The sequence below is a fragment of the Bordetella tumulicola genome (genome assembly GCF_965138755.1).
Lineage (GTDB): Bacteria > Pseudomonadota > Gammaproteobacteria > Burkholderiales > Burkholderiaceae_B > Bordetella_A > Bordetella_A tumulicola.
Genome location: NZ_CBCSFP010000002.1, coordinates 173,370 through 196,106 on the forward strand (window position 1 = coordinate 173,370; position 22,737 = coordinate 196,106).

The window sequence follows — 22,737 nt, forward strand, 5'->3', positions numbered from 1 at the left end:
ACGCTATTCTTGGTGCTCCGTTTGATATGCATGGCGTTTGCCTTCCTTCATGGATATTGGTCTTATTGTCTTTGGTCTTGCTGGCTTGCTCACGCTAGTGTGCTTCATGCCGCCATTGGCAGGCCGCGTCAAATTACCGTATTCGGTGTTGTTGGCGATCGTGGGTTGCTTGCTGGGCATAGGCCTGCATTTACACGGCTGGGCGCCGCCCGTGCTAAGTGATTTGCTGGACACGATCGAACGTTTCGAGATCTCCTCCGAAACCTTTCTGACGGTGTTCTTGCCGGTGCTGTTGTTTGAGACGGCGCTGGCAATGAATGTACGCCGCCTGATGGATGATATCGGCCCCATCCTGATGATGGCCATTGTGGCGGTGGTGGTATGTACGGTAGCGGTCGGTTTTGTGGTCGACGCCGTGTCGTCTTACGGGATCGTGGCTTGCCTCTTGCTGGGCGCTATCGTGGCCACCACGGATCCGGTCGCAGTGGTGGGGATTTTTCGTGAGGTCGGCGCGCCCAAGCGCCTGACCACGCTGGTCGAGGGCGAGAGCCTGTTCAATGATGCCGCGTCGATCGCCCTGTATTCCGTGCTGCTTGCGGTGCTGGGCGGGACGGGGACATTGTCGGTCAGCGGCGTGTTCACCGATTTTGTCGTGCACTTTGTTGGAGGCGGTCTCGCAGGTTTTGCCATGGGGCGCGGCGCGTGTTTCCTATTTGCCTGGTTGCGAGGTTATCCGACTGCCGAGATCACCCTGACACTGACGTTGGCTTATCTGTCGTTTTTTATTTCCGAGCACTATCTGGGCGTATCGGGGGTGGTCGCGACCGTGATAGCTGGTCTAGTCGTAGGATCAACGGGGCGCACGCGCATGTCGCCCGTGACGTTCGAGCATCTGGCCAGTTCTTGGGAGCAATTCGGGTTTTGGGCCAATTCGCTGATTTTTATTTTTGCGGCGATGTTGGTTCCCAAATTGATGGCGGCGACCGATCTGCAAGAGTTGATGTTGGTGGTGGTGGTGTTTGTCGTGACGCTAGTGGCCCGAGGGGTGGTGGTATTTGGGCTATTGCCATTGCTGGGGTTGACGCGGTTTGGTACCAAGGTCAGCACACCGTACAAGACCGTGATGATGTGGGGTGGATTGCGGGGCGCCGTGTCATTGGCTCTGGCATTGGCGGTGACTGAGCAGAACGCGGTGCCCGAAGACACACGGCACTTTATCGCCGTTGTCACGACGGGCTTTGTGCTAGCGACCTTGTTCATTAACGGCATGACCTTGCGTCCGTTGATCCGCATGCTGGGGTTAAACCAGTTGTCCATGGCCGAACGCACCATACGCAATCAGGTGCTGGTGGTGGCACTGGCAGGTATCCAGGAAAAGACAAACGAAGTGGCCAATACTGACCACATCAATCCTGAGGCGCGTGATCGTATTAGTGCCGTGTTCGATGCCAGCCTGGCCAGCGTACATGATGGCCAGGTTAGCCAGATGACGGACGAGCAACGCGTTTCCGTGGGATTGGCCATCCTGGCGCAGCGCGAACAGGAACTGTTCTTTGACATTCTGAAAGCGCAGATTGTGGATTGGCGACTGGCCGAGTCCTTGTTGGCTCGCTCCGAGCGGCTCGAGGACGTCGTGCGGGCGGGGGGGCTGGCCGGTTTTGAGCGCGGCATGGTGGCGGACGTGCGTTATTCCATCGCGTTTCGCGTGGCCTTGCGCATGCACTACACGTTTGGGTTTCAGAGCTGGTTGGCCTATGAGTTGGGTCGGCGGTTTGCCAGTTTGCTGACCAAGCAATCTGTTGCACAGCGGTTGATCGTTTTTTCGCGTGAGCAGATCGCGCCGCTGTTGGGTGAGACAGCGGCTCAGAAGATTGTGGCGGTACATCAGCGCCGATTGGATTTGATCGGGCACGCGCTACAGGCGTTGAATCTGCAATATCCGTCGTACGCTTTGTGGCTGCAGGAAAGCTATCTGGGCCGCACCGCGCGAGAATTCGAGCGTATCCGTTACCACGACATGCTCGAACAATCCTTGATCAGCGGCGAGGTCTATGCCGATTTGATGGCTCAACTGAAAAGTCGCTGGCGCCATATCGACCGACATCCCCCTCTGGATATGGAATTGGGGGCGGCAGAGCTCATTACCCGCGTGCCTTTGTTCGAAGGCCTGAACGCGGATTCCCTGCGCGCCATCAGCAAATTGTTGAGACCTCGCCTGGCCCTGCCTGATCAGGCGATTCTGACACGCGGGCGGCACGGGCAGGAAATGTGTTTTGTGGCTTCTGGTGCCGTCGAGGTGCGGTTGCCCGACGGTACGACGGTCGAATTGGGCAGTGGCGAATTTTTTGGCGAATTGGCTCTTTTGGGCGAACTGGACGTTGTGCTGGACGTGCATTCGCGGGGATACAGCAAGCTGTTGATGCTGTCTCTACGCGACGTCCATGCGCTATTGGCGCGGGACGCGGATCTGAAAGACCGGGTCCAAGTCGTCGCCAAGCAGCGGCAGCGCGCCATCGAGGTCTGGAAGCAGTTCTCGGAGACAGGGGAGGTCACGCCGCCCACTGCGCCGACAGTGCCGCTCGATTCGTCTGCGTCATCTGTTCAGTCAGGCGCCGTTCGCCCGCCCGTTCCTCCGTCGACACCGAACGAGGCTTGAGGACTAGATTTCCCCATGAGCCCGGCGCCGCGTGATGTCTTCGAGGATTACCAGCGCGGCCTCCAGGGTGAACTCGCCGTCGATGATGCCGCGTACGGCTTCGGAAGTCGTGACATGGGTAATCTCCATGACCTCGCCATCCTGGTTGGCGGGTTGCGTATCCGGAGGCAGGACACAGGTGCTCGTTAGCAAATCTTCTACTTGATATCCCTCGGGCAGTCTGCGATGCATACGCAGTATTGTGCGTAGCGGTGAGCGTTGTGCCAGGCAGGCGGGCGCCAGGCCCGCCTCCTCCGCGCATTCGCGCAGCAGAGCGTCTTCCAGATCCTCCTTAGTGCCGACCAGGCCTCCAACCAAGGTATCCCACATACCGGGGTCAGTGGATTTGCTGAGCGCACGGCGCGCAATCCACAGGCGTCCGTCGGGCGTCCAGGCGTTCAAGTGCACGGCGCGGGTCAGCAGGCCCAGAGGCCGCATGGCGGCACGTTCGATGACGCCCAACCAGTCGTCCGCCGCAGTCACGTCCATCAGTTCGTTGCGCCAGCCGCGCAGGCAGTCCGCGCTGCGTAGCGTTTCGGCGACATGGGTCAACAGCGCATTGAGTTCGGGGCCAGCGGTAAACCCGGTGCCGATGCGCAGGGCATCGGCCTGTACCTGCACTTGGGGCACATGTTTGAGTGCATCACAGGCGGCGTGCGTCGCCCAGCCACAACAGCGATCCGCGATGTAGAGGGGGCGAGCCAACTCGGGTGGGTGCTCTTGTACACGCTGTGTTAACTGCGTATAAAGCGCGGCCAATTGGGCCGATTGGTCATGTAATTGGGAGGTCGACATAACCGAATTTTAGTGCACGCCGGACCCGCCAGCGAGGCAGTATCGACACAGTTGTGTATGATGCGAGAGCGCTGGATAACATTGGATAGGGTGCGTCCGCTATAATTCTGCGGTTCTTTGTGATTCGAGTGGGGCAAACCGGCTGCGAGTCAGTTTCGTACCTGCCGTCTTAATAATTGTGTGGATTCCGCCACTCGCAATCGAGCGAGTGCGGAAGAGCCCGCGACATGTTTCGGAGTAAGCATGAAGAAGTGGTGGAGAGGGATACTGGGCGCCTGTGTGTTGCTGTTCAGCTGTGCTGCAGGCGCGCAAGTACAAGATATGCCTGGCGGTCCCAGAGTTGATCAGCTTAATTTGCACGAAGGCGTTACCCAAATTGCACAAGATATCGTGTGGCTGCATTGGCTGCTGCTGATTATCTGTGGTGTGATTTTCATTGGCGTGTTCGGCGTCATGTTTTACTCTATCTGGGCGCACCGGAAATCACGCGGGCACCAAGCCTCCACGTTTCATGAGCATCTGGGTGTCGAAGTCGCCTGGACCGTCATCCCTTTCATCATCGTGATTGCCATGGCGCTGCCGGCCACCAGAACGGTCGTCGCCATGAAAGACACGTCCAGCGCCGATCTCACCATCAAAGCCACCGGCTATCAATGGAAGTGGGGCTACGAATACCTGGATGGCCCGGCCTCCGGGGTTAAGTTCCTGGCGACACTCTCCACGCCGCGCAGTCAAATTGATGGCCGCGAACCCAAGGGCGAGTTCTATCTGATGGAAACCGACAACCACGTGGTGGTGCCGGTCGACAAAAAGGTCCGCATCGTGCTGACGGCCGCCGACGTTATCCACTCCTGGATGATTCCTGACTTCGGCGTCAAGCAAGACGCGATCCCGGGGTTCTTGCGAGACGCCTGGTTCCGCGCGCAAAAGCCCGGTATTTATCGGGGGCAATGCGCCGAGTTGTGCGGCAAAGATCACGCTTTCATGCCCATTGTGGTCGAGGTTCTGCCTCAGGCCGACTATGACGCATGGGCCGAAGAGCAGAAAAAGAAAATGGCGGCCAACGCCGACGACCCCAACAAGGAATGGACCAAAGAAGAGCTCATCGCCCGTGGCGAAAAGGTCTTTGGCGCCAACTGTGTGGCTTGTCACCAGGCCAACGGCAAGGGCGTCCCGGGCTCCTTCCCTCCGCTGGACGGCGACAAGACAGTGTTGGGTCCCAAGGCTGAGCAGCTCAAGACGGTTCTGCATGGGCGGCCCGGTACGGCCATGGCGGCATTTGGCGGCCAACTGAATGACGTTGAAATTGCTGCGGTCATCACCTATACCCGTCACGCCTGGAGCAATGCGGGCAAGGGCGAAGACCCCGTGGTACAGCCCAAGGACTCTGTGGCGGCGCGCTGATTGCGCGCACTCCCCGTCCTATTGGTAGCAAACCCCGTTACGAGACATCTGCCGGCCTCTTGAACAGAGTTCGGCATACAGCAGGAAGGAGTCGATCATGAGCAGCGTCACAGTCGATCACGTGTCGCCCGGCCACGGCCACGGCCACGACCATGGCCACGATGAACATCACCACGCTATACCTACGGGCTGGCGCCGTTGGCTATTTGCCACCAACCACAAAGACATCGGGACGATGTATCTCATCTTCTCGTTCGTCATGCTGCTCGAGGGTGGCACGCTCGCCCTGCTGTTGCGCACCGAGTTGTTCGAGCCCGGTATACAGTTCTTCCAGCCTGAACTGTTCAACCAGTTCACCACCATGCATGGCTTGATCATGGTGTTCGGCGCCATCATGCCTTCGTTCGTCGGCTTTGCGAACTGGATGATTCCGTTGCAGATCGGCGCATCCGACATGGCTTTTGCCCGGATGAACAACTTCAGTTTCTGGTTGTTGCCGGTGGCTGCGATCATGCTGACTGCCTCGTTTTTTGTACCGGGTGGCGCCACGGCTGCTGGCTGGACCCTCTATGCGCCGCTTTCGACCCAAATGGGTCCGGGCATGGACCTGGCCATCTTTGCGGTGCACATCATGGGCGCGTCGTCCATCATGGGTGCGATCAACGTTATCGTCACCATCCTGAACATGCGCGCGCCTGGCATGACGCTGATGAAAATGCCGATGTTCTGCTGGACCTGGCTGATCACGGCTTTCTTGCTGATCGCCGTGATGCCGGTGCTGGCCGCCGCCATTACCATGGTGCTGACTGACCGCCATTTCGGCACCGGCTTTTTCAATGCCGCCGCCGGTGGCGACCCCGTGCTGTATCAACACGTGTTCTGGTTCTTCGGGCATCCCGAGGTCTACATCATGATTTTGCCGGCGTTTGGCATCGTGTCTGCCATCGTGCCGGCGTTTGCGCGCAAGAAACTGTTCGGCTATGCCTCCATGGTTTACGCCACGTCGGCGATTGCGGTGCTGTCGTTCATCGTATGGGCGCACCACATGTTCACTACCGGGATGCCTGTCACCGGCCAGTTGTACTTCATGTACGCCACGATGCTGATCTCCATCCCGACGGGCGTAAAAGTCTTCAACTGGATCGCCACCATGTGGCGCGGCTCGATGACGTTTGAAACCCCCATGCTGTTCGCGATCGGCTTCATTTTCGTGTTCACCATGGGCGGCTTCACCGGCCTGATCCTGTCGATTGCCCCGATCGACATTCAGGTGCACGACACGTATTACGTGGTCGCGCACTTCCATTATGTGCTGGTGGCCGGTTCGCTGTTCGCGCTGTTTGGCGGTGCCTATTACTGGGTACCCAAGTGGACGGGCCGCATGTACAACGAAAAGCTGGGCAAGATCCACTTCTGGTCCACACTGATTTCGTTCAACGTCACGTTCTTCCCCATGCACTTTCTGGGTTTGGCCGGTATGCCGCGTCGTTACGTTGACTACGCCGCGCAGTTCACCACTTTCCACCAGATCGCAACGATCGGCGCTTTTTGGTTTGGTCTGTCACAGTTGATATTCCTGTACGCCATGTTACGTTGCTATCGTGGCAAGGGTGAAGTGGCTGCCGCCAAACCCTGGGAAGGCGCCGAAGGTCTGGAGTGGACTGTGCCCTCGCCGGCGCCGTTCCATACCTTTGAATTGCCCCCAGAAGTAAAGTAAGTCGATTGAGTACGCTGTCATGACTCCTGAACAACGCCGTCGCAACAAGACTGTCGGGCTGATTCTGCTGGTATTGGTGCTGGCCCTGTTTGCCTGGACATTCTTTCGCGGCTCGGCCATCCTGACTGGCACGGCCATCAAGTAGAGGGAGTGATGACACACGACATTCGGGACGCATCGCAGCGCAAGCTGAACTTCCTGCAAACACTGAAGGCGGTGCTGTGGGGAATGTTCGGTGTGCGCCGGGCAGCGGGTTACGAAGAGGATGCAGGCAAACTCAACCCCGTGCATCTGATCGTGGCGGGTGTGCTGGCCGGTGTGATTTTTGTGTCGGTGCTCGTCTTGATCGTGCGCTGGGCCGTCGCGAGTTTGAGCTAAGCAACAAGCATTTCAACAAATCAGTACCAGGGAGAAGACCATGAGTGCAAGCCACTCGGTTCAAGGAAAAGAAGCACCGTACTACTACGTACCGGCGGATTCCGCTCATCCTGTGCGCACGGCGGTGGCGCTGCTGGCGATGGGGCTCGGTGCCGCAGCTTGGGTCAATGACGTCAGCTGGGGTAAATGGCTGGTGCTGGCGGGTGTGCTCGGCTTGATTACTGTCTTGTATTTCTGGTTTGGCGATGCCATCCAGGAATCCGAGGCAGGAATGAACAGCAAGCGCATCGACCTGTCGTATCGCTGGGGCATGAGCTGGTTCATTTTTTCCGAGGTCATGTTCTTTGCGGGCTTTTTTGGCGCCCTTTGGTATGTGCGGACGATCACCACGCCGTGGCTGGGTGATCTGGACCACAAGTTGATGCTATGGCCTGACTTCCAGGCTGCTTGGCCTAACTTTGGTCCGGCAGGGGTCGTCGAGCATTTCCAGACGGTCGGCCCGTTTTGGTTGCCCACCATCAACACGGCATTGTTGTTGACCTCCGGTGTGACACTGACGATTGCTCACCATGCCTTGCGTGAAAATCATCGTCGCAAAACCATATTCTGGCTGGCCGCCACCGTGATCCTGGGTTTCGTCTTCGTGGCGTGCCAGGCATACGAATATCACCACGCCATTACCGAACTGAACCTGAAGTTCAACTCGGGCGTATATGGCTCGCTGTTCTACATGTTGACAGGGTTCCACGGCTTCCACGTCATCATGGGGGCGACCATGCTGACCGTGATCCTGATTCGTTTGTTGCGCGGGCACTTTACCGCCGATCATCACTTTGGCTTCGAGGGCGCAGCCTGGTATTGGCACTTTGTCGACGTCGTCTGGCTGGGCTTGTACCTGTTTGTATATTGGTTCTGATCGCTGGCATAGATAACGAATGCCCCCGAAAGGGGGCATTCGCACGCCTGGGGCCACCTCGCTGGCGAGATATCCTGCGGCCGTTAACGATACCCTGTACTCTCTATCCAGCCCAGGTGATGGGCGAGTAGAACGAACAGAAACAGGGCGACAGATAGTCCGATACGCACGGTTAGCGCGTTGACGGTTCGATTGGTCGTGCCCTTGTCCTTCATCAGGTAGATCAGCGCAGAGGCAAGGCTGGCCAAGATCCCGATGAATGCCAAGACGACAAAAATACGCATTTTGGCCTCCGGGTAAAACGGAATTATTGCAGACATGGCTCATTCAGTCCGGCGAATCGTGACAGCTTTGGTGCTGCTGGGCGTGGCCGTCGCCATATTAGCCTCGCTGGGGGCTTGGCAACTGCGCCGCGCCGACGAGCGCCGCGCAATCCAGGCCGCAATTGAAGCAGGCAGGGCGCAACCGCCCTTAGCATTGAGGCCCACGACGCCTTCGGCCGAATTGACTGCCTGGCGGCCCGCCCAGGCCACGGGTGAGTGGTTAAATCAATACAGCGTATTGCTGGATAACCGCAATCAGGCGGGCAAGCCTGGCTATTGGCTGGCCACGCCCTTGCTGCTGGATGCGGCGAGCCGCCACGCGGTGTTGGTGCTGCGGGGCTGGTTGCCACGGACCTTGCCGGGTCAACGCCCGCAACTGCCCGATACCTCGGGGGGGGCGCTGTCCGTGGTGGGCGAATTGACTGACCGTGTGCCGCGCCTGTTTGAAGTCTGGTCGTTGGGGGGCGAGTCGCAAGGCCAGTTGCCCACGACACTACCGATGGCCGATGGCAGCGTGCCGCAAGTCCAGAATCTGGCGTTGACCGCCTACGCTCAATCCACCGGCCTGAGGCTGCTGCCTACCGTGCTGATGCAAACGCGCGGTGAGGATACACTGGTGCGCGATTGGCCTCAGCCATCGGTGGATTACAACCAGAATCAGGGTTACGCCTTGCAATGGTTTTCATTTGCCGCAATTGCCGCAGTGGCCTGGCTGGTGGTGGCCTGGCGTGCCCTACGTCGCCGCAAGCCCTCCTAGGCTCAACGATTTACAGGAAAGTATTCGTGGCTCAAGTTACTCCAACCGTCCCTCGTAAAAAGCGTTCGCTTACGCCACTGATTGTGGTGTTTCTGTTCACCCTGGCCCCGGTGCTGGCGGCGTTTGTCTTGTATAACAACCCCCAATGGTGGCCTGACAGTGCCAGCAATTACGGGTCGCTGATCGAGCCGCAGCGTCCCATGCCCGACGCGAGCGAGCTGCAATTGACTACCCTGGACGGCAAGCCTTTTGATCTGCAAAGCTTGACGGGCAAATGGTTACTGCTCAGTGCGGGTGAGGCAGCTTGTCCGGAGTCATGCGCTCGCAAGCTCTTTATCACGCGTAATTCGCACGCCAGCCAGGGCAAGAACGTCGATCGTCTGGCGCGTGTCTGGTTTATTACCGACGACGCCGAAGTCCCCGAGAAGGTACTACAGGCCTACCAGGGCACTGTCATGGTGCGTGCCAAGCCCGAGCAATTGGCGCGTTTCCTGCTGGCCGACGATGTCACGGCGAATCTGCTGGACCCCATTTGGATCATCGATCCGTTGGGCAATCTCATGCTGCAGTTTCCCCCTGACGCCGATGGCGTCAAAGTGCGTAAAGACATCAGCAAGCTGGTTTACAACTCGCGCATTGGTTGACTGCCGGTTTTACTATGCAACACATCAAACAACGCTACCGCAAGCTGGTTTTCTTTACCTGGTTTTTGACGCTGGACCTGATCATGTTCGGCGCATTCGTACGCCTGACGGACTCCGGTTTAGGGTGCCCCGATTGGCCCGGTTGCTACGGCAACGCCACCCCTCTGGGCGCTATGAACGATATCCATCAAGCGGCTCAGGCGATGCCTTTTGGACCGGTCACGCTCTCGAAGGCCTGGATCGAAATGATCCATCGCTATGTCGGAGCCTTCTTGGGCATGTTGATCATTGCCATTGTGTACATGGCTTGGCGCTATCGGCGTGAACTGGGTCGCTCCCCGGCTTTGGCCATCGTGACGCTGATCGCCGTCTGCATACAGGGGGCCTTTGGCGCCTGGACCGTGACACATAAGTTGATGCCTGTCGTCGTGACCTCGCACTTGGTACTGGGGTTGTCGCTGCTGGCGTTGATGACCTGGCTGTCTGCCCGTGAGCGTCCGCACGCGCCCCTACCTACCGCCGCCATTCGTTGGCGACCTTGGCTGATCGGGGGTGTGGTGCTGCTGGCCGTGCAGGTTTTCCTGGGCGGTTGGGTCAGCACCAATTACGCGGCGCTGGCCTGCCTGGACTTTCCGACCTGCCATGGCGAATGGCTGCCAGACATGGATTTCAGTAATGGGTTCTCGGTGATCCGTGGGCTGGGGGAATTACCCTCTGGCGAAATGATTTCCCAGCACGCCCTGACGGCGATTCACTGGGTGCACCGCAATTTCGCGTTTGTTGTGTTGATTTATCTGGGCCTGCTCGCTTGGCGTTTGCGGGCCGAGCCGGGCCTGAGAGGGCCGGCCACCCTCACGCTGGTACTATTGGCGGCGCAGTTGGGCACAGGGTTGACCACGATTTTTTTCCAGTGGCCGTTGCTGATCGCTGTGTTACATAATGGGGGAGCTGCCGGGCTGACCCTCGCCTGCGTTGTCATGCTGGTGCGACTGTCCAGCGCCGGCCGGCCCGCCTTGGCGGCATAATTTGCGTTGGCGTTTAAAATAACCTCATTATGTCCAGTCTTGCCGCTCCTCAATCCGGCTTAATACGCCAGTATCTCGTGCTGACCAAACCGCGCGTGACTCAACTGGCCGTGTTCTGCGCCTTTATCGGCATGTTCCTGGCTGTGCCAGGGATACCCGATCTCAATCGTGTCGTTTTTGGCACGTTGGGTATCTGGCTCTTGGCCGCCGCCGCCTTTGCCATGAACTGCCTGATCGAACAGGAAGTCGATGCGCGCATGTTGCGCACCGCTCGCCGTGCGACGGCGCGTGGCACGATTTCCTCCACTCAGGTCATCGCCCTGTCAGGCCTGCTCGGCGGGGTTGGCATGTTGGTGTTGTATCACCTCGTCAATCCACTGACCATGTGGCTGACGTTTGCCACCTTTGTGGGCTACGCGGTTATCTACACGATCATTCTTAAACCGCGTACCCCGCAAAATATCGTCATTGGTGGTTTGTCGGGCGCCATGCCGCCGGCCCTGGGCTGGGCGGCCGTTGCCGATACCGTGCCCGCTGAGGCGTGGCTATTGGTGCTGATCATCTTTATCTGGACGCCGCCGCATTTCTGGGCGCTGGCCCTGTATCGCAGGCACGACTACGTCAAGTCTGGCCTGCCGATGTTGCCGGTCACACACGGGCAGCAATACACACAACTACAGATTTTGCTCTACAGCGTGGCGTTGCTGACCACCACGATCTTGCCCTACATCATTCGCATGAGCGGGGTGTTGTACCTGAGCTGTGCGCTGGTATTGGGCGCTATTTTTGTGGGCTACGCCTGGCAACTCTATCGAAAATATAGCGACGCGCTGGCACGCCGGCTGTTCCGATATTCGATTTTGTATCTGTCGCTGCTGTTCTTGGCCTTGTTGGTGGACCATTGGGTCACCTTGTTGATTTGATTCGGGAGATTCAGTTTCATGTCCGTGTTTTTTACCCAGCGTCGCGCCGTGCTGCGTGGTGCGACCGCAGTGGTATTGGCGGGTGCCCTGTCGGCCTGCAGTGACCCCGCCCCCAGTTTCAAGGGTAATGACATCACTGGCACGGGGTTGGGTAAAGCACTGGCATTGAATGACCACAATGGCGAGGCACGTACGCTGCAAGATTTCGAAGGCAAAGTCATGGTGGCCTTTTTTGGTTTTACCCAGTGTCCCGACGTTTGCCCTACCGCATTAGCCGAACTGTCGCAGGTCATGGAGAAACTCGGTCCCGACGCCGACCGCGTGCAGGTACTGCTGATTTCCGTCGATCCTGAGCGGGATACACCTGAAATTCTCAAACAATACGTGACATCGTTTGACCCGCGCTTTCTAGGCCTGACGGGTACGCCGGATCAGGTCAAAAAGACCGCGGCGTCATTCAAGGCGTATTACGCCAAAGTGCCGACCGACAACGGCGCGAACTACACAATGGATCACACGGCGGCGTTTTATCTGTTTGACGGCAAGGGCGAGTCGCGCGTACTGGCCAATAGCACGATTGGCGTCGACGCCATGGTGCACGACATCAAGGCGCTGCTTGGTTAAGCGCAATCACTCGGTGCCGCCACTGGCCGCGCGCCAGGCCTGATAAGCCGACAGCGCGGCGGGCGGCAACTCAGCTGGCGTGATTTCGCGCCGATGACTCATGATCATCAAGGCATACGGCGTCGCCAGGGCAGCAGCCTCGGCGCACAGGCGTGACTCTTCCCCCTGTGAGGGCTGGCGGGTACGCCAATAATTAATCACCTGCTCCAGCTCGGGCAAAGAAATGGGCTTGTCCATACGGTCATTGTCCCAGAATCGGATGCTGTGGCAAGAGGTTGCGCCTTGCAAAGCGTCACGTTCGCAACACGCCGATACCGCGCGTAGGCGCGTTACGCCCAGCCGTAATCCTGATAGGGGTATCATCTAAATACCCCAGTTCCCGCGTTGGGCGATCATGCCCGCATCGGGATGATCAACTGCTGCCGCGCTAAGCATGGCTCCTGGAGATTGCATGTCTACGTCCAAAAACAATCCCTTTGTATTGCCCGGCTTAGGGCAGGATGGCGATCTTTCCGGCAACCCGCTCCTGGCCAGTATGGAAATGATGCGCAAAGCATGGTCAGACCTGGCGGGTCCGGGCGGGTTGGCACAGTCGCTGCCGATGGCGCCACCGATGAATCTCGACGACCTCGAGCGCCGCATTAACGAACTGCGCACTGTGGAAAGCTGGTTGCGTATGAATCTGTCCATGCTGAGTAGCGCCATCCAGGGGATGGAGGTGCAGCGTTCCACCATCACTACGCTGCGCTCGTTTGTGGCAGGCGCCGCCAAAGGTGCAGATGCATCTCCGCTAGAGGTGGTGCTGGGGCTCAAACCTGCTGCTCCGGCTCAACCTGCGGCATCAGCCCAAGCCTCTGCCCCGGCCTCGGATGACAAGGCCCGCGCATCGACAGATGCCGATGCGGCCAACATGGCAGATCAGGTGAGCCAGGCGGCACAATCGGCCTCGCAGGCGTGGTGGAGCCTGTTGCAGCAACAGTTCAACCAAATCGCGACGGCCACGGCATCCAGCATGCCGGATGCCGCTGCGATGCAGAAAGCCGCCACGCAAGCCGCAGCCCAGGGTGCAACCGCAGCCACGGCTGCCCCTCAGCCGGCGGCCCGCAAGCGGGCACCGCGCAAGACGGCGGCGAAACGTGCGCCAGCCGCACCCAAGTCCTGAATTTTCCGTTCAATCGTGCGGCAGGCTGTCTGGCCGCCGCCCTTATCATTTCGATCACACTTTCATCGCTATGCTAAACGTCGTTATTCTTGCTGCCGGATTGGGCAAACGTATGCAGTCCGATCTTCCCAAAGTCTTGCATTCCTTGGCGGGAAAACCCATGCTCGCGCATGTGCTCGATAGCGCCAGCCAGTTGAACCCCAGTCGTATCGTTGTCGTCGTGGGTCATGGCGCCGAGCGCGTCCGCGCGGCCTTCGAGGGTTTCGAGGGCTTGAGCTTTGCGTTGCAACAACCTCAGCACGGTACCGGCCACGCGGTGCAGCAGGCCGTTCCGCTCTTGCAAGAAGACGGTAACGATGACGTGACGCTGGTGCTATACGGAGACGTACCGCTAGTGCAACCCGAGACACTGCGCCGTCTGCTCGAGGCTCGTGGGCAGGGGGCAGCGGTGTTGACCGAAGTGCTGGATGACGCAACCGGTTATGGCCGCATCGTTCGTAACGACGAAGGTCACGTGATCCGCATCGTCGAGCACAAGGACGCCAGCGAGGCCGAGCGCGCCATTCGCGAAGTCAACACCGGCATCCTGGCCGCGCCGACGGCACAGCTCAAAGACTGGTTGAGCCGTATCGACAACAACAACGCACAGGGCGAGTACTACCTGACCGACATCGTGGGATTGGCGGTGGCCGACGGGGTGTCCGTCGGTGCCGCACAGCCCGACGCCGGTTGGGAAACGCTGGGTGTTAACAGCCGCGTGCAGCAAGCCGAGCTGGAACGCCGCTGGCAGCAGGAGCAGGCGCGTCGCTTGCTTGAGGCCGGCGTCACGCTGGCGGATCCGGCACGTTTCGATGTGCGTGGCACGCTGACCTGCGGGCGCGATGTGTTTATCGATGTTGGCTGCATTTTTGAAGGTCAGGTCGAGCTTGCCGATGGGGTCCGTGTCGGGCCGCACTGCGTTCTGCGCGACGTTTCCGTGGGCACAGGGACGCAGATTGAGGCGTTCAGTCATATCCAGCAGGCCGTCATTGGCAGCGATGCGCGTATCGGCCCGTACGCCCGTCTGCGTCCGGGTGCGCAATTGGGTGATCGCACCCATGTGGGCAACTTCGTGGAAATCAAAAACAGCGTGCTTGATGTCGATAGCAAAGCCAACCATTTGGCCTACATCGGTGACGCCGACATTGGCGCCCGGGTCAACGTGGGTGCTGGCGCGATTACCTGCAATTATGACGGTGCGAATAAATTCCGCACCACTATCGAGGACGACGCTTTCATCGGCTCGGATACGCAGTTGGTGGCCCCTGTTCGCGTGGGCCGCGGTGCCACGTTGGGTGCGGGAACCACACTGACGAGTGATGCGCCAGCCGGTCAGTTGACCATCTCGCGCGCCCGTCAAACCACCATCGAGGGTTGGCAGCGCCCCCAGAAAAAATCGTGAGCGTGGCTCCTCCGGCATCATCAGAGCCTGGCCCCAGTCAGGCGCTCCCCGACGGCTTGCCTGTACCCCGGCGGTATTGGGCAGCCGCGACGATGCTCACTGGCATAAGTCTTGCCGTACTGGACACGAGCATCGCCAACATCGCCCTGCCCACGATCGCTGCGGATCTGCACGCCAAGCCCTCGCAAGCGGTGTGGGTCGTCAACGCCTACAACCTGTCGGTGGTGATGCTGCTGCTGCCGTTGTCCGCGCTGGCCGAACGTATCGGCTTTCGGCGCATGTTTTCGATAGGGTTGGTCCTGTTTACCGTCGCGTCGCTTTGCGGTGCCCTCTCTTCCTCTCTATGGCAATTGACGGCCGCGCGGGTGGTACAAGGGATTGGCGCTGCCTCGCTGATGTGCATGTTTGGTGGCCTGCTGCGCAACATCTATCCGTTGCGGATGCTAGGGCGCGGGATCAGCTTGAATGCCACCACGGTGGCCATCATGTCGGTGATTGGGCCGAGCATCGGTTCGGTCATCCTGGAGATCGCCCATTGGCGCTGGATCTTTGCCATCAACCTGCCATTCTGTGTGGCCGTCATGTTTGGCCTGCGTTATTTGCCCGAGGTCCCGCGTACCAACGTAAAGCTCGACTGGTTGAGCGCCTTGCTGTGTATGTTGACGCTGGGCATATTCATTTCTGGCGTTGACGTGCTGGGCCAAAGCATTTGGCATGGATTGTTGATGATTGCAGTGGCCGCCGGCGCGGGGTATTTGCTGGTGCGTCGAGTCCGCCATTTACCCGCACCCTTGGTGCCAGTGGACCTGTTGCGTATTCGGCCCGTGGCGTTTGCGGTTGCGGCTTCCGCGTGCACGTTCGCGGCACAAATGGCCTCATTCGTCTCGTTACCGTTTTACTTTCAGCAGATACTGGGACGTTCCTATCTGGAAATCGGCATGCTCATGGGGGCGTGGCCCGTGGGGACAGCAATCGTGGCGCCCGTCGCCGGGCGGCTGTCCGACCGTTATTCGGCCGCCGTCCTCAGCGGTTCAGGGGCAGCGGCCATGGTGATTGGCCTTGCCACGCTGGCCTTCCTGCCGCTTAACGTGAGCAACGTATGGATCATGACGGCCATGTGTGTCGTCGGAATGGGCTTTGGATTTTTTCAAACGCCCAATAATCGCGCCATGCTTTCCTCCGCACCGCGTCAACGTAGCGGTGCGGCAGGCGGTATGCAGGCGACGACCCGGGTATTCGGTCAAAGCTTCGGTACCGCGCTGGTCGCCATTGCCTTTGGACTTGGAACGCACGGACCCGTCGTGGCCGTGCTTCTGGCGACACTCTGTGCCGCGCTGGCCATCGCGGTCAATGTCGTACGGGTGAAGAAGGTGTCGACAGGCAAACCGGGGTAGCGTGGCCATTGCGACGCCTCTCTATAATGCGGCGAATGACCTCTTCAGGCGCTGCGCATGAAAATTCTGCAACTCAACTTCGAAAAAGGCTGGCGTGGCGGCGAACGTCAAACGTTGTATTGCATGCGCGCCTTCCGTGCGGCGGGGCACGTTGTCGAGCTCCTGTGTCGCTCGGGTGGCCCCCTCGAGGCACGCGCGATCGAAGAAGGTTTCGTCACGCACGGCGTGCGCAACGTGCCGGGGCAGTTGGCCTACCTGGCCCGGGCAGGGCGCCATTTCGACGTTATTCATGCACAGACGGCCAACACTATCACCTGGGCGGTGCTGACCAAGGCGCTGCACAAACGGCCTGTCGTGTTCTCCCGGCGTACCTCATTCGAAGTCAAGCCCAACGAAGAATGGAAGACAGGCGCCAAATGGCGGCGGGTCGACTGCTTTGTGGCCATTAGTGAAATGGCCGCATCAGAGCCACGCCGTCTGGGCATCGATCCTGTCATCATCCGCAGCGCCGTCGAGCCACACGCCGTCGATACCCGCAACGTCGAGGGCCTAGTGGCCGAATTGGGATTGCAGGGCAAAAAAATTCTCGCCACCTCCGCCGCCCTGATCCGCGACAAAGATCCGGTCACTCTGATTCGCGCGGTGGGCGAGCTTGCGCGCACGCGCAGTGACTTTGTTTTCGTTCACTTTGGCGCCGGCGGCGATCGCGAGGCCGAGTCGCGCGCCGAAGTTCAAGCCTTGGGATTACAAGATGTCTATCTATTTGCCGGCTTTCGCAAAGGAATCGAAGACTACTACAGCATCTTTGACGTCTTTGTCATGAGTTCGATGGAGGAGGCTCTAGGCAGCAGTGTCCTGGACGCCTTTTTGCAACGTGTGCCCGTTGTCTCCACCGATGCCGGTGGCCTGAAAGAAAGCCTGGCCGACGGACGCGGCGTGTTGTGCGCAGTGGGGGACTTTCAGGCCATGGCCCAAGGCATGATCCGTTGTTTGGACGATGTCGCATTCCGTGCCGATTGCACGCAGCGCGCCTACGACTACGTACGCACCGAACACGATGTCACAGAGATGGGACGCCGATATCTGGCGCAGTTCGAGCGTTTGCTGACCGCACGCTAAACCCTGCCTAGCTAGGCATCGGGCACCTCGATTCGCGTGTCGAACTTCGCTCGATGCACGGAAAAAAACGTGCGAACATTGCGCACGTTCGCTTGCGCCGTAAACGCCCGGTGCACCAGTGCGTGATAGGCAGGCATATCACGCACCTGAGCCACCACGACAAAATCCGGCCCAGTCGACACGCGATAGCACTGCAATACGGCGGGCTCGTCTACCAGACTGCGCTCAAACGCCTCCAACTTTTCGGCAGCCTGTACATCCAGCGTGATCTCCACAATTGCGGTCAGGTTGCTGCCCAGCTTTTCCGGCGCCAGAATCGCCACTTGCCGGGCGATTACCCCCGTCTCCACTAATCGTCGCACGCGTCGCAGGCAGGTCGGTGCCGAGGCATGCACGCGCGCGGCCAGCTCCTGATTGGTCAGCGCGCAGTCGTGCTGCAGCTGATTCAGGATGCGGCGATCCAAATCATCTAAATCTACGGGATTCGCGTTGTTGTCTCGCATTTTTATTTCATATTAAGTGGCAAATATGGAATTATATTTAATCACGATTCTGTAAGAAAATAAATTTTCATATATAACCAAATAAAGAAATCAAATTTCATCGTATCCATAGCACAATGCGCCTCATAGATACATTAACGGAGGTCTCCTCATGTGCGGCATTGTTGGCGCCGTCGCCCAGCGCGACATCACCCCCATCCTGGTCGAAGGTCTCAAGCGGCTGGAGTATCGCGGCTACGACTCGTGCGGCGTGGCGCTGTACATGGATGGACAGTTGCGCCGTACGCGCAGCACGCAGCGCGTTGCCGAGTTGGGCGACCAGATTTCCCAAGACAAGCTGTCTGGCTTTACTGGCATTGCCCATACCCGGTGGGCCACTCACGGTGTGCCCGCCACGCACAATGCCCACCCGCATTTTTCGCACCTGGGTAACGACGAGCCCCGTATCGCGCTCGTGCACAACGGCATCATCGAAAACCACGACGACTTGCGCGCCGAGCTGCAAGCCTCCGGCTACGTCTTCGAGAGCCAGACCGACACCGAAGTCATCGCGCATTTGGTTAACCACCTGTACAACGGTGACCTGTTCGACGCTGTGCAACAAGCCGTTCGTCGCCTGCAAGGCGCCTACGCGATTGCCGTGTTCTGCCGCGACGAACCGCACCGCGTGGTTGGTGCCCGCCAGGGGTCGCCCCTAGTAGTGGGCGTGGGCCAAAACGAAAACTTTCTTGCCTCTGACGCTCTGGCGTTGGCCGGCACCACGGACCAGATCATCTATCTGGAAGACGGTGACGTCGTCGATCTGCAACTGTCGCGTGTCTGGATTACCGACATCGACGGCAAGCCCGTCGAGCGCGAAGTCCACAACGTGCAAGTGCATACGGGTGCCGCCGAGCTCGGCCCCTATCGCCACTACATGCAAAAGGAAATCTTCGAGCAGCCGCGTGCCGTGGGCGACACGTTGCAAGACATCGAGGCCATCACGCCTGATCTGTTTGGCGACGGCGCACACAAGATTTTCAAGGACATCGATTCATTGCTCATCCTGGCTTGCGGCACCAGCTACTACGCCGGCTTGACCGCAAAGTACTGGATCGAGTCCATCGCCAAGATCCCTGTTTCCGTCGAAATCGCCAGCGAATACCGTTACCGCGATAGCGTACCCAACCCGCGTTCGCTCGTCGTCACCATTTCTCAGTCCGGTGAAACCGCCGACACCCTGGCCGCGTTGAAACACGCACGGTCGCTAGGCATGGAAAACACGCTGACTATCTGCAACGTGTCTACCAGCGCCATGGTGCGCGAATGCAAACTGTCGTACATCACGCGCGCCGGTGTTGAAATTGGTGTGGCATCCACCAAAGCCTTTACGACGCAATTGACGGCCTTGTTCCTGCTCACGCTAGCGCTGGCCCAGGGCCGTGGCACGGTGACACCTGAGCAAGAAGCCGAGCACCTGAAAGCATTGCGTCACCTGCCCGCAGCCATCGGTTCGGTCCTGGCGCTCGAGCCGCAAATCATGGCGTGGGCCGATCGCTTTGCTACCAAAGAAAATGCCCTGTTCTTGGGCCGAGGTATGCACTACCCCATCGCTTTGGAAGGTGCGCTCAAACTGAAGGAAATCAGCTATATCCACGCCGAGGCCTATCCCGCCGGAGAACTCAAGCACGGCCCCCTGGCGCTGGTCACGGACCAGATGCCGGTCGTCACCATCGCGCCGCGCGATGCCTTGTTGGAAAAACTGAAATCGAACATGCAAGAAGTCCGCGCGCGTGGCGGTGAACTGTACGTGTTTGCGGATGCGGATAGCCGCATCGCTAGCGACGACGGCGTGCACGTCATCCGGATGCCGGAACATTACGGCGTGCTGTCACCGATCTTGCACACGATTCCCTTGCAACTGTTGTCTTATCACACGGCATGCGTGCGCGGCACGGATGTGGACAAGCCGCGGAACTTGGCTAAGAGCGTGACAGTGGAGTAGGGGGCGTCAGGTTTTTTGACTATCTATGAAGACGGTACCTGCTAACGCAAGCGCGAGTATGGGGTCCGCACCGTTCGCGAACCTTGATCACGCTGTCGTCATTCTTGCGCTTGTAAGCCACGCGCGTTATCAAACATGAAACCGTAAGCCTGCTAATCTTTCAGTCCCGGCGTAGCGGTATTGCGCCATTTTCTCCTTTTATGAAAGTAGCCATGACACTCTCCATGTACGATGCATCCATCCCCGTTTTCAAGCAAATGCTCACGGCGCTGTCCGACGTGCTCAAGAAAGCCGAAGCCCATGCGATCGAGAAAAAGATCGAGCCGGTTGCGCTACTCCAGTCGCGCCTGTTTCCCGACATGTTGCCCTTTGTCCGCCAGGTTCAGATCGCGGTTGATTTCAGCAAGGGTGTGAGCGCGCGTCTGGCCGGAATCGAGGTGCCTTCGTGGCCCGAAACCGAAACGTCCTTCGCTGAATTGCAGGCCTTGATCACCAAGGCGCTGGCCCATTTGGACAGCGTCACGCCCGAGCAGTTCGTCCAGAGCGAAAGCCGCGAGATCGTGCTGCGGCCCGGCACGCCCAAAGAGAAGACGCTTGTGGGTCGTGTTTACCTACTGCAGTACGGCCTGCCGCAATTCTTTTTTCACGTGACCACCGCTTATGCATTGCTGCGCCACAACGGTGTGGAGATCGGCAAGCGTGACTTCATGGGTACGTATTAAAAAGCCGTGTAAAGGTGGTGCGCTTCATCAGTCGAGATTGCGCCAATGTCATGGTGTCGCGCCGGCGCGTGGTTGCGGTGCAGACCAGGTGATCCACCGGGCCTGATTCTTCAAAAAGCTGCTGCACTTGCGCTTCGCTCGTCACATCCGCTGGATGCAAGCGGGGCGCGCCAAACGCTCGCAGCCGCTCGCACGCCGCATCGAGCTTGTCGCGGGATCGGCCCACGATCAGCACCTCGCAACGCATTGTCGGATGCCAGCAGGGTCTCACCGAGTTTGATTCTGTGAGCTAGCGCTCTCTTCTTTCACAAACTTCCATTTCCCCACCATTGCGTCGTAAGCAAAAACCATAGGATTCGAGGTGCCCAGGGCCTTGTTTTCGACTGCGCAGCGATACTGTTCGCCCGTCGGTTCACAAGCGCCGATTGCTACTTCCTTATCGAGTGCTTTTTGTAGATCGGCTGCACCTTGAGTGGTCGCGTACCGATCGTACAGTGCTTGCTTAACTTGTTCACTCGTCGGGCCGGCAGCATGGGCGGTGCCGACAGCGACCAGTGCATACAACGCAAGAACGCTTTTTTTCAGCATGTAGTGCTCCTTATTTAATGAAATAATGTCAGGCGCGAAAAAAACTGGCGAGCGTGGGACTTCAACCACTGTACGTCTGCGCACGCCAAAGACGTCGCACTAAGCAAAACAACACCGCTCGCTATTTACCCGCCGCCCCTTGCAATGGTGGCGGGATGATTAGCCCCAAGAATCGACTCGGTTATATACGCCCACCGCAGGAAATAGCAATGAAACCTATCTCATGTCTGCTTTATTGCACGCTTGCATTCGTTATCCTACCCGGCTGTACGACCGGCGAAGAGCAAGTGGCTAAAGATCTAGAAAACTTGCCCGGCGTCACATGTACGATTGGCGCACACGATCAGACACATTGCGGCCCTGACAGTCTGAAAGCCACTCAGACACCCTATCCGTAAATAATCTTTGCTTCGCTCGCTCGAGAATACGCAGCGGTAAAAGGCCATCCTAGTTGTACATGTCCGGGGTGACGGCACAGCTAATACGTCAATAAAGTCACTACCAGTACAACTCCACGTCACGTATATGCAGGAAAATTGCATCTTCAAACCGTTAAAAGCGGTAGACGACACCAAAACCGGCTTGAGGCTGCAAGCGCCAGTCTTTCTCGTTGCTGCCCCATTGCTGATTGGAGTATTTCACCTGCACAAAAACATTGGCTGAGAATGTTTTGTTGAAGTTGTAGGTAAGGTTAAGCTGGGGCAGCGCAAACAGGTCATACGCGTCCTTGTAGTTGCCATCCATCACTGTGGGCGAGAGCCACTGGTACATATCGTCGCCTGCCAGGAAGGGATCCCAGGCCGCTCGACGGTTGGACATGACATAGGGGTCGAGGCCTCCTGCAAAATTGAAGGCCAACGATGTTCGGTCATTGAACTGGTGCAGGGTCTTTGAATACTCTAGCCACGCTGACAGCATGAAGTAGGTGGCGCTTTTGTATGTGCTAGTGTCGTTGCTGATGGCGAAGCTGCCGCTGTACCAATCCTTGAAAACATAGGCGTTCAGGGTAATGGAAAAATTCGCCGGCAGATCCCAACTGGTGAGTAGACCCAACCCGGCAGTATTTACCGTGCCCGAAGGACCGCTGACATTGGTGCCATAGATATACATAGGCGCGAGCGCAAACTGGGTCGGCTGGATGTATTCATTGGAAGGCAGATACTTGGAAAAGTCGAAAACTGTCTGTCCCATCACATAGCCCTGGCTGCTATTGTCGAAATTGCTCTGGGTTTCTACCTTGAGTGATGACGACCAATTCACCTTGGATGCGCCCAGGTTGCCGTAGGCGTAGTTCAGGGTGCCTGAGGGTTCGCTGTAGTCGTTGTTCTGTTGCTTGGCGCCACCGGTGTACGAATAAAGGTTCCAGGTGCGATCCCACTCGAGGTCCACGCTCCACTTGGGGGAGAACTGGTAGTTCAATACCAGCGACGGATGCGAGGTGGCGGTTTGGTAGTTTCCCGAATCACCGTAAAAGGTTTGAGTCAGGCCCAAGCTGCCATTGGGCCTGAACTCCGTGGCCTGCGCAGATCCCGAAGCCAGCAGGACCATCCCCAATACCTTAGAACAACGTGTCATTTACTTTTGCCGGAGTGAAGTGGCTGCGTGTGCCTGGTTGCCGGCCTG

Annotated in this window: 24 protein-coding genes; 17 read left to right on the forward strand and 7 right to left on the reverse strand. The window is 58.4% G+C overall.

Annotated elements, in window-relative coordinates; genetic code table 11:
- Nucleotides 1–49 precede the first annotated feature (49 nt).
- Nucleotides 50–2,656 carry a cation:proton antiporter gene (locus tag ACNAZS_RS06470; protein WP_415787402.1) on the forward strand — a complete coding sequence of 869 codons (2,607 nt, stop codon included), beginning with the start codon at nucleotides 50–52 and terminating at the stop codon, nucleotides 2,654–2,656.
- A 3-nt stretch (nucleotides 2,657–2,659) separates the two neighbouring features.
- Here the strand turns inward: ACNAZS_RS06470 and ACNAZS_RS06475 are convergent, their stop codons facing one another.
- A complete protein-coding gene (locus tag ACNAZS_RS06475; RefSeq protein ID WP_415787404.1) occupies nucleotides 2,660–3,490 on the reverse strand; it encodes an NUDIX hydrolase in 831 nt (276 codons plus the stop codon).
- Between the two features lie 243 nt (nucleotides 3,491–3,733).
- On the opposite strand from ACNAZS_RS06475, the gene coxB reads away from it, so the two are divergent.
- From coxB to ACNAZS_RS06500, 5 genes are all read left to right on the forward strand, one after another.
- The gene (gene coxB / locus ACNAZS_RS06480; RefSeq protein ID WP_415787406.1) at nucleotides 3,734–4,894 is read left to right on the forward strand and encodes a cytochrome c oxidase subunit II; all 1,161 of its coding nucleotides are present in this window, start codon (nucleotides 3,734–3,736) and stop codon (nucleotides 4,892–4,894) included.
- 97 nt (nucleotides 4,895–4,991) lie between these two features.
- On the forward strand, nucleotides 4,992–6,611 hold the full coding sequence (gene ctaD / locus ACNAZS_RS06485; protein ID WP_415787408.1) for a cytochrome c oxidase subunit I: 1,620 nt from the start codon (nucleotides 4,992–4,994) through the stop codon (nucleotides 6,609–6,611).
- Nucleotides 6,612–6,630: 19 nt separating this feature from the next.
- Nucleotides 6,631–6,756: a cytochrome oxidase small assembly protein gene (locus tag ACNAZS_RS06490; RefSeq protein ID WP_415787410.1), complete on the forward strand. Its 126-nt coding sequence runs from the start codon at nucleotides 6,631–6,633 to the stop codon at nucleotides 6,754–6,756.
- Nucleotides 6,757–6,764: 8 nt separating this feature from the next.
- Nucleotides 6,765–6,989: a DUF2970 domain-containing protein gene (locus tag ACNAZS_RS06495; RefSeq protein WP_415787412.1), complete on the forward strand. Its 225-nt coding sequence runs from the start codon at nucleotides 6,765–6,767 to the stop codon at nucleotides 6,987–6,989.
- Between the two features lie 40 nt (nucleotides 6,990–7,029).
- Nucleotides 7,030–7,905, forward strand: a complete 876-nt coding sequence (locus ACNAZS_RS06500; protein ID WP_415787414.1) for a cytochrome c oxidase subunit 3 — start codon at nucleotides 7,030–7,032, stop codon at nucleotides 7,903–7,905.
- Between the two features lie 83 nt (nucleotides 7,906–7,988).
- Here ACNAZS_RS06500 and ACNAZS_RS06505 read toward each other — a convergent pair whose 3' ends face one another.
- Complete coding sequence (locus ACNAZS_RS06505) at nucleotides 7,989–8,189, reverse strand: twin transmembrane helix small protein (protein ID WP_415787416.1); 201 nt, start codon at nucleotides 8,187–8,189, stop codon at nucleotides 7,989–7,991.
- A gap of 34 nt (nucleotides 8,190–8,223) precedes the next feature.
- Between ACNAZS_RS06505 and ACNAZS_RS06510 the strand changes: the two genes are divergently transcribed.
- The 5 genes from ACNAZS_RS06510 to ACNAZS_RS06530 are packed head-to-tail and all read left to right on the forward strand — an operon-like array spanning nucleotide 8,224 to nucleotide 12,201.
- Complete coding sequence (locus tag ACNAZS_RS06510) at nucleotides 8,224–8,985, forward strand: SURF1 family protein (RefSeq protein ID WP_415787418.1); 762 nt, start codon at nucleotides 8,224–8,226, stop codon at nucleotides 8,983–8,985.
- 26 nt (nucleotides 8,986–9,011) lie between these two features.
- Nucleotides 9,012–9,629, forward strand: coding sequence for an SCO family protein (locus ACNAZS_RS06515; RefSeq protein WP_415787420.1), 618 nt, complete (start codon nucleotides 9,012–9,014; stop codon nucleotides 9,627–9,629).
- A gap of 14 nt (nucleotides 9,630–9,643) precedes the next feature.
- On the forward strand, nucleotides 9,644–10,654 hold the full coding sequence (locus ACNAZS_RS06520) for a COX15/CtaA family protein (RefSeq protein WP_415787423.1): 1,011 nt from the start codon (nucleotides 9,644–9,646) through the stop codon (nucleotides 10,652–10,654).
- Nucleotides 10,655–10,683: 29 nt separating this feature from the next.
- The gene (gene cyoE / locus ACNAZS_RS06525) at nucleotides 10,684–11,577 is read left to right on the forward strand and encodes a heme o synthase (RefSeq protein WP_415787425.1); all 894 of its coding nucleotides are present in this window, start codon (nucleotides 10,684–10,686) and stop codon (nucleotides 11,575–11,577) included.
- An 18-nt stretch (nucleotides 11,578–11,595) separates the two neighbouring features.
- A complete protein-coding gene (locus tag ACNAZS_RS06530) occupies nucleotides 11,596–12,201 on the forward strand; it encodes an SCO family protein (RefSeq protein WP_415787427.1) in 606 nt (201 codons plus the stop codon).
- 6 nt (nucleotides 12,202–12,207) lie between these two features.
- Here the strand turns inward: ACNAZS_RS06530 and ACNAZS_RS06535 are convergent, their stop codons facing one another.
- The gene (locus tag ACNAZS_RS06535) at nucleotides 12,208–12,438 is read right to left on the reverse strand and encodes a DUF3717 domain-containing protein (RefSeq protein ID WP_415787429.1); all 231 of its coding nucleotides are present in this window, start codon (nucleotides 12,436–12,438) and stop codon (nucleotides 12,208–12,210) included.
- Between the two features lie 214 nt (nucleotides 12,439–12,652).
- On the opposite strand from ACNAZS_RS06535, the gene ACNAZS_RS06540 reads away from it, so the two are divergent.
- The 4 genes from ACNAZS_RS06540 (at nucleotide 12,653) to ACNAZS_RS06555 (ending at nucleotide 17,317) form a co-directional block, all read left to right on the forward strand.
- Nucleotides 12,653–13,363: a PhaM family polyhydroxyalkanoate granule multifunctional regulatory protein gene (locus tag ACNAZS_RS06540; protein WP_415787431.1), complete on the forward strand. Its 711-nt coding sequence runs from the start codon at nucleotides 12,653–12,655 to the stop codon at nucleotides 13,361–13,363.
- 70 nt (nucleotides 13,364–13,433) lie between these two features.
- Complete coding sequence (glmU, locus tag ACNAZS_RS06545) at nucleotides 13,434–14,804, forward strand: bifunctional UDP-N-acetylglucosamine diphosphorylase/glucosamine-1-phosphate N-acetyltransferase GlmU (protein ID WP_415787433.1); 1,371 nt, start codon at nucleotides 13,434–13,436, stop codon at nucleotides 14,802–14,804.
- A complete protein-coding gene (locus ACNAZS_RS06550) occupies nucleotides 14,801–16,198 on the forward strand; it encodes an MFS transporter (RefSeq protein WP_415787435.1) in 1,398 nt (465 codons plus the stop codon). The genes glmU and ACNAZS_RS06550 overlap by 4 nt, the downstream gene beginning before the upstream one ends.
- Nucleotides 16,199–16,255: 57 nt before the next feature.
- Nucleotides 16,256–17,317 carry a glycosyltransferase family 4 protein gene (locus ACNAZS_RS06555; RefSeq protein ID WP_415787437.1) on the forward strand — a complete coding sequence of 354 codons (1,062 nt, stop codon included), beginning with the start codon at nucleotides 16,256–16,258 and terminating at the stop codon, nucleotides 17,315–17,317.
- Between the two features lie 11 nt (nucleotides 17,318–17,328).
- Here the strand turns inward: ACNAZS_RS06555 and ACNAZS_RS06560 are convergent, their stop codons facing one another.
- Nucleotides 17,329–17,820 (reverse strand): Lrp/AsnC family transcriptional regulator, encoded by a 492-nt coding sequence (locus ACNAZS_RS06560; protein WP_415787439.1) that lies wholly within the window; start codon nucleotides 17,818–17,820, stop codon nucleotides 17,329–17,331.
- 151 nt (nucleotides 17,821–17,971) lie between these two features.
- On the opposite strand from ACNAZS_RS06560, the gene glmS reads away from it, so the two are divergent.
- Nucleotides 17,972–19,804 (forward strand): glutamine--fructose-6-phosphate transaminase (isomerizing), encoded by a 1,833-nt coding sequence (glmS, locus tag ACNAZS_RS06565; RefSeq protein ID WP_415787441.1) that lies wholly within the window; start codon nucleotides 17,972–17,974, stop codon nucleotides 19,802–19,804.
- A 212-nt stretch (nucleotides 19,805–20,016) separates the two neighbouring features.
- Nucleotides 20,017–20,526, forward strand: a complete 510-nt coding sequence (locus ACNAZS_RS06570; protein WP_415787443.1) for a DUF1993 domain-containing protein — start codon at nucleotides 20,017–20,019, stop codon at nucleotides 20,524–20,526.
- Here the strand turns inward: ACNAZS_RS06570 and ACNAZS_RS06575 are convergent.
- The 3 genes from ACNAZS_RS06575 to ACNAZS_RS06585 form a co-directional block, all read right to left on the reverse strand.
- A complete protein-coding gene (locus tag ACNAZS_RS06575) occupies nucleotides 20,510–20,752 on the reverse strand; it encodes an SDR family oxidoreductase (protein ID WP_415787445.1) in 243 nt (80 codons plus the stop codon). The genes ACNAZS_RS06570 and ACNAZS_RS06575 overlap by 17 nt on opposite strands.
- Nucleotides 20,753–20,793: 41 nt before the next feature.
- Nucleotides 20,794–21,114: a hypothetical protein gene (locus tag ACNAZS_RS06580; RefSeq protein WP_415787447.1), complete on the reverse strand. Its 321-nt coding sequence runs from the start codon at nucleotides 21,112–21,114 to the stop codon at nucleotides 20,794–20,796.
- Between the two features lie 552 nt (nucleotides 21,115–21,666).
- On the reverse strand, nucleotides 21,667–22,689 hold the full coding sequence (locus tag ACNAZS_RS06585; protein ID WP_415787449.1) for a FomA family porin-like outer membrane protein: 1,023 nt from the start codon (nucleotides 22,687–22,689) through the stop codon (nucleotides 21,667–21,669).
- Nucleotides 22,690–22,737: the final 48 nt, after the last annotated feature.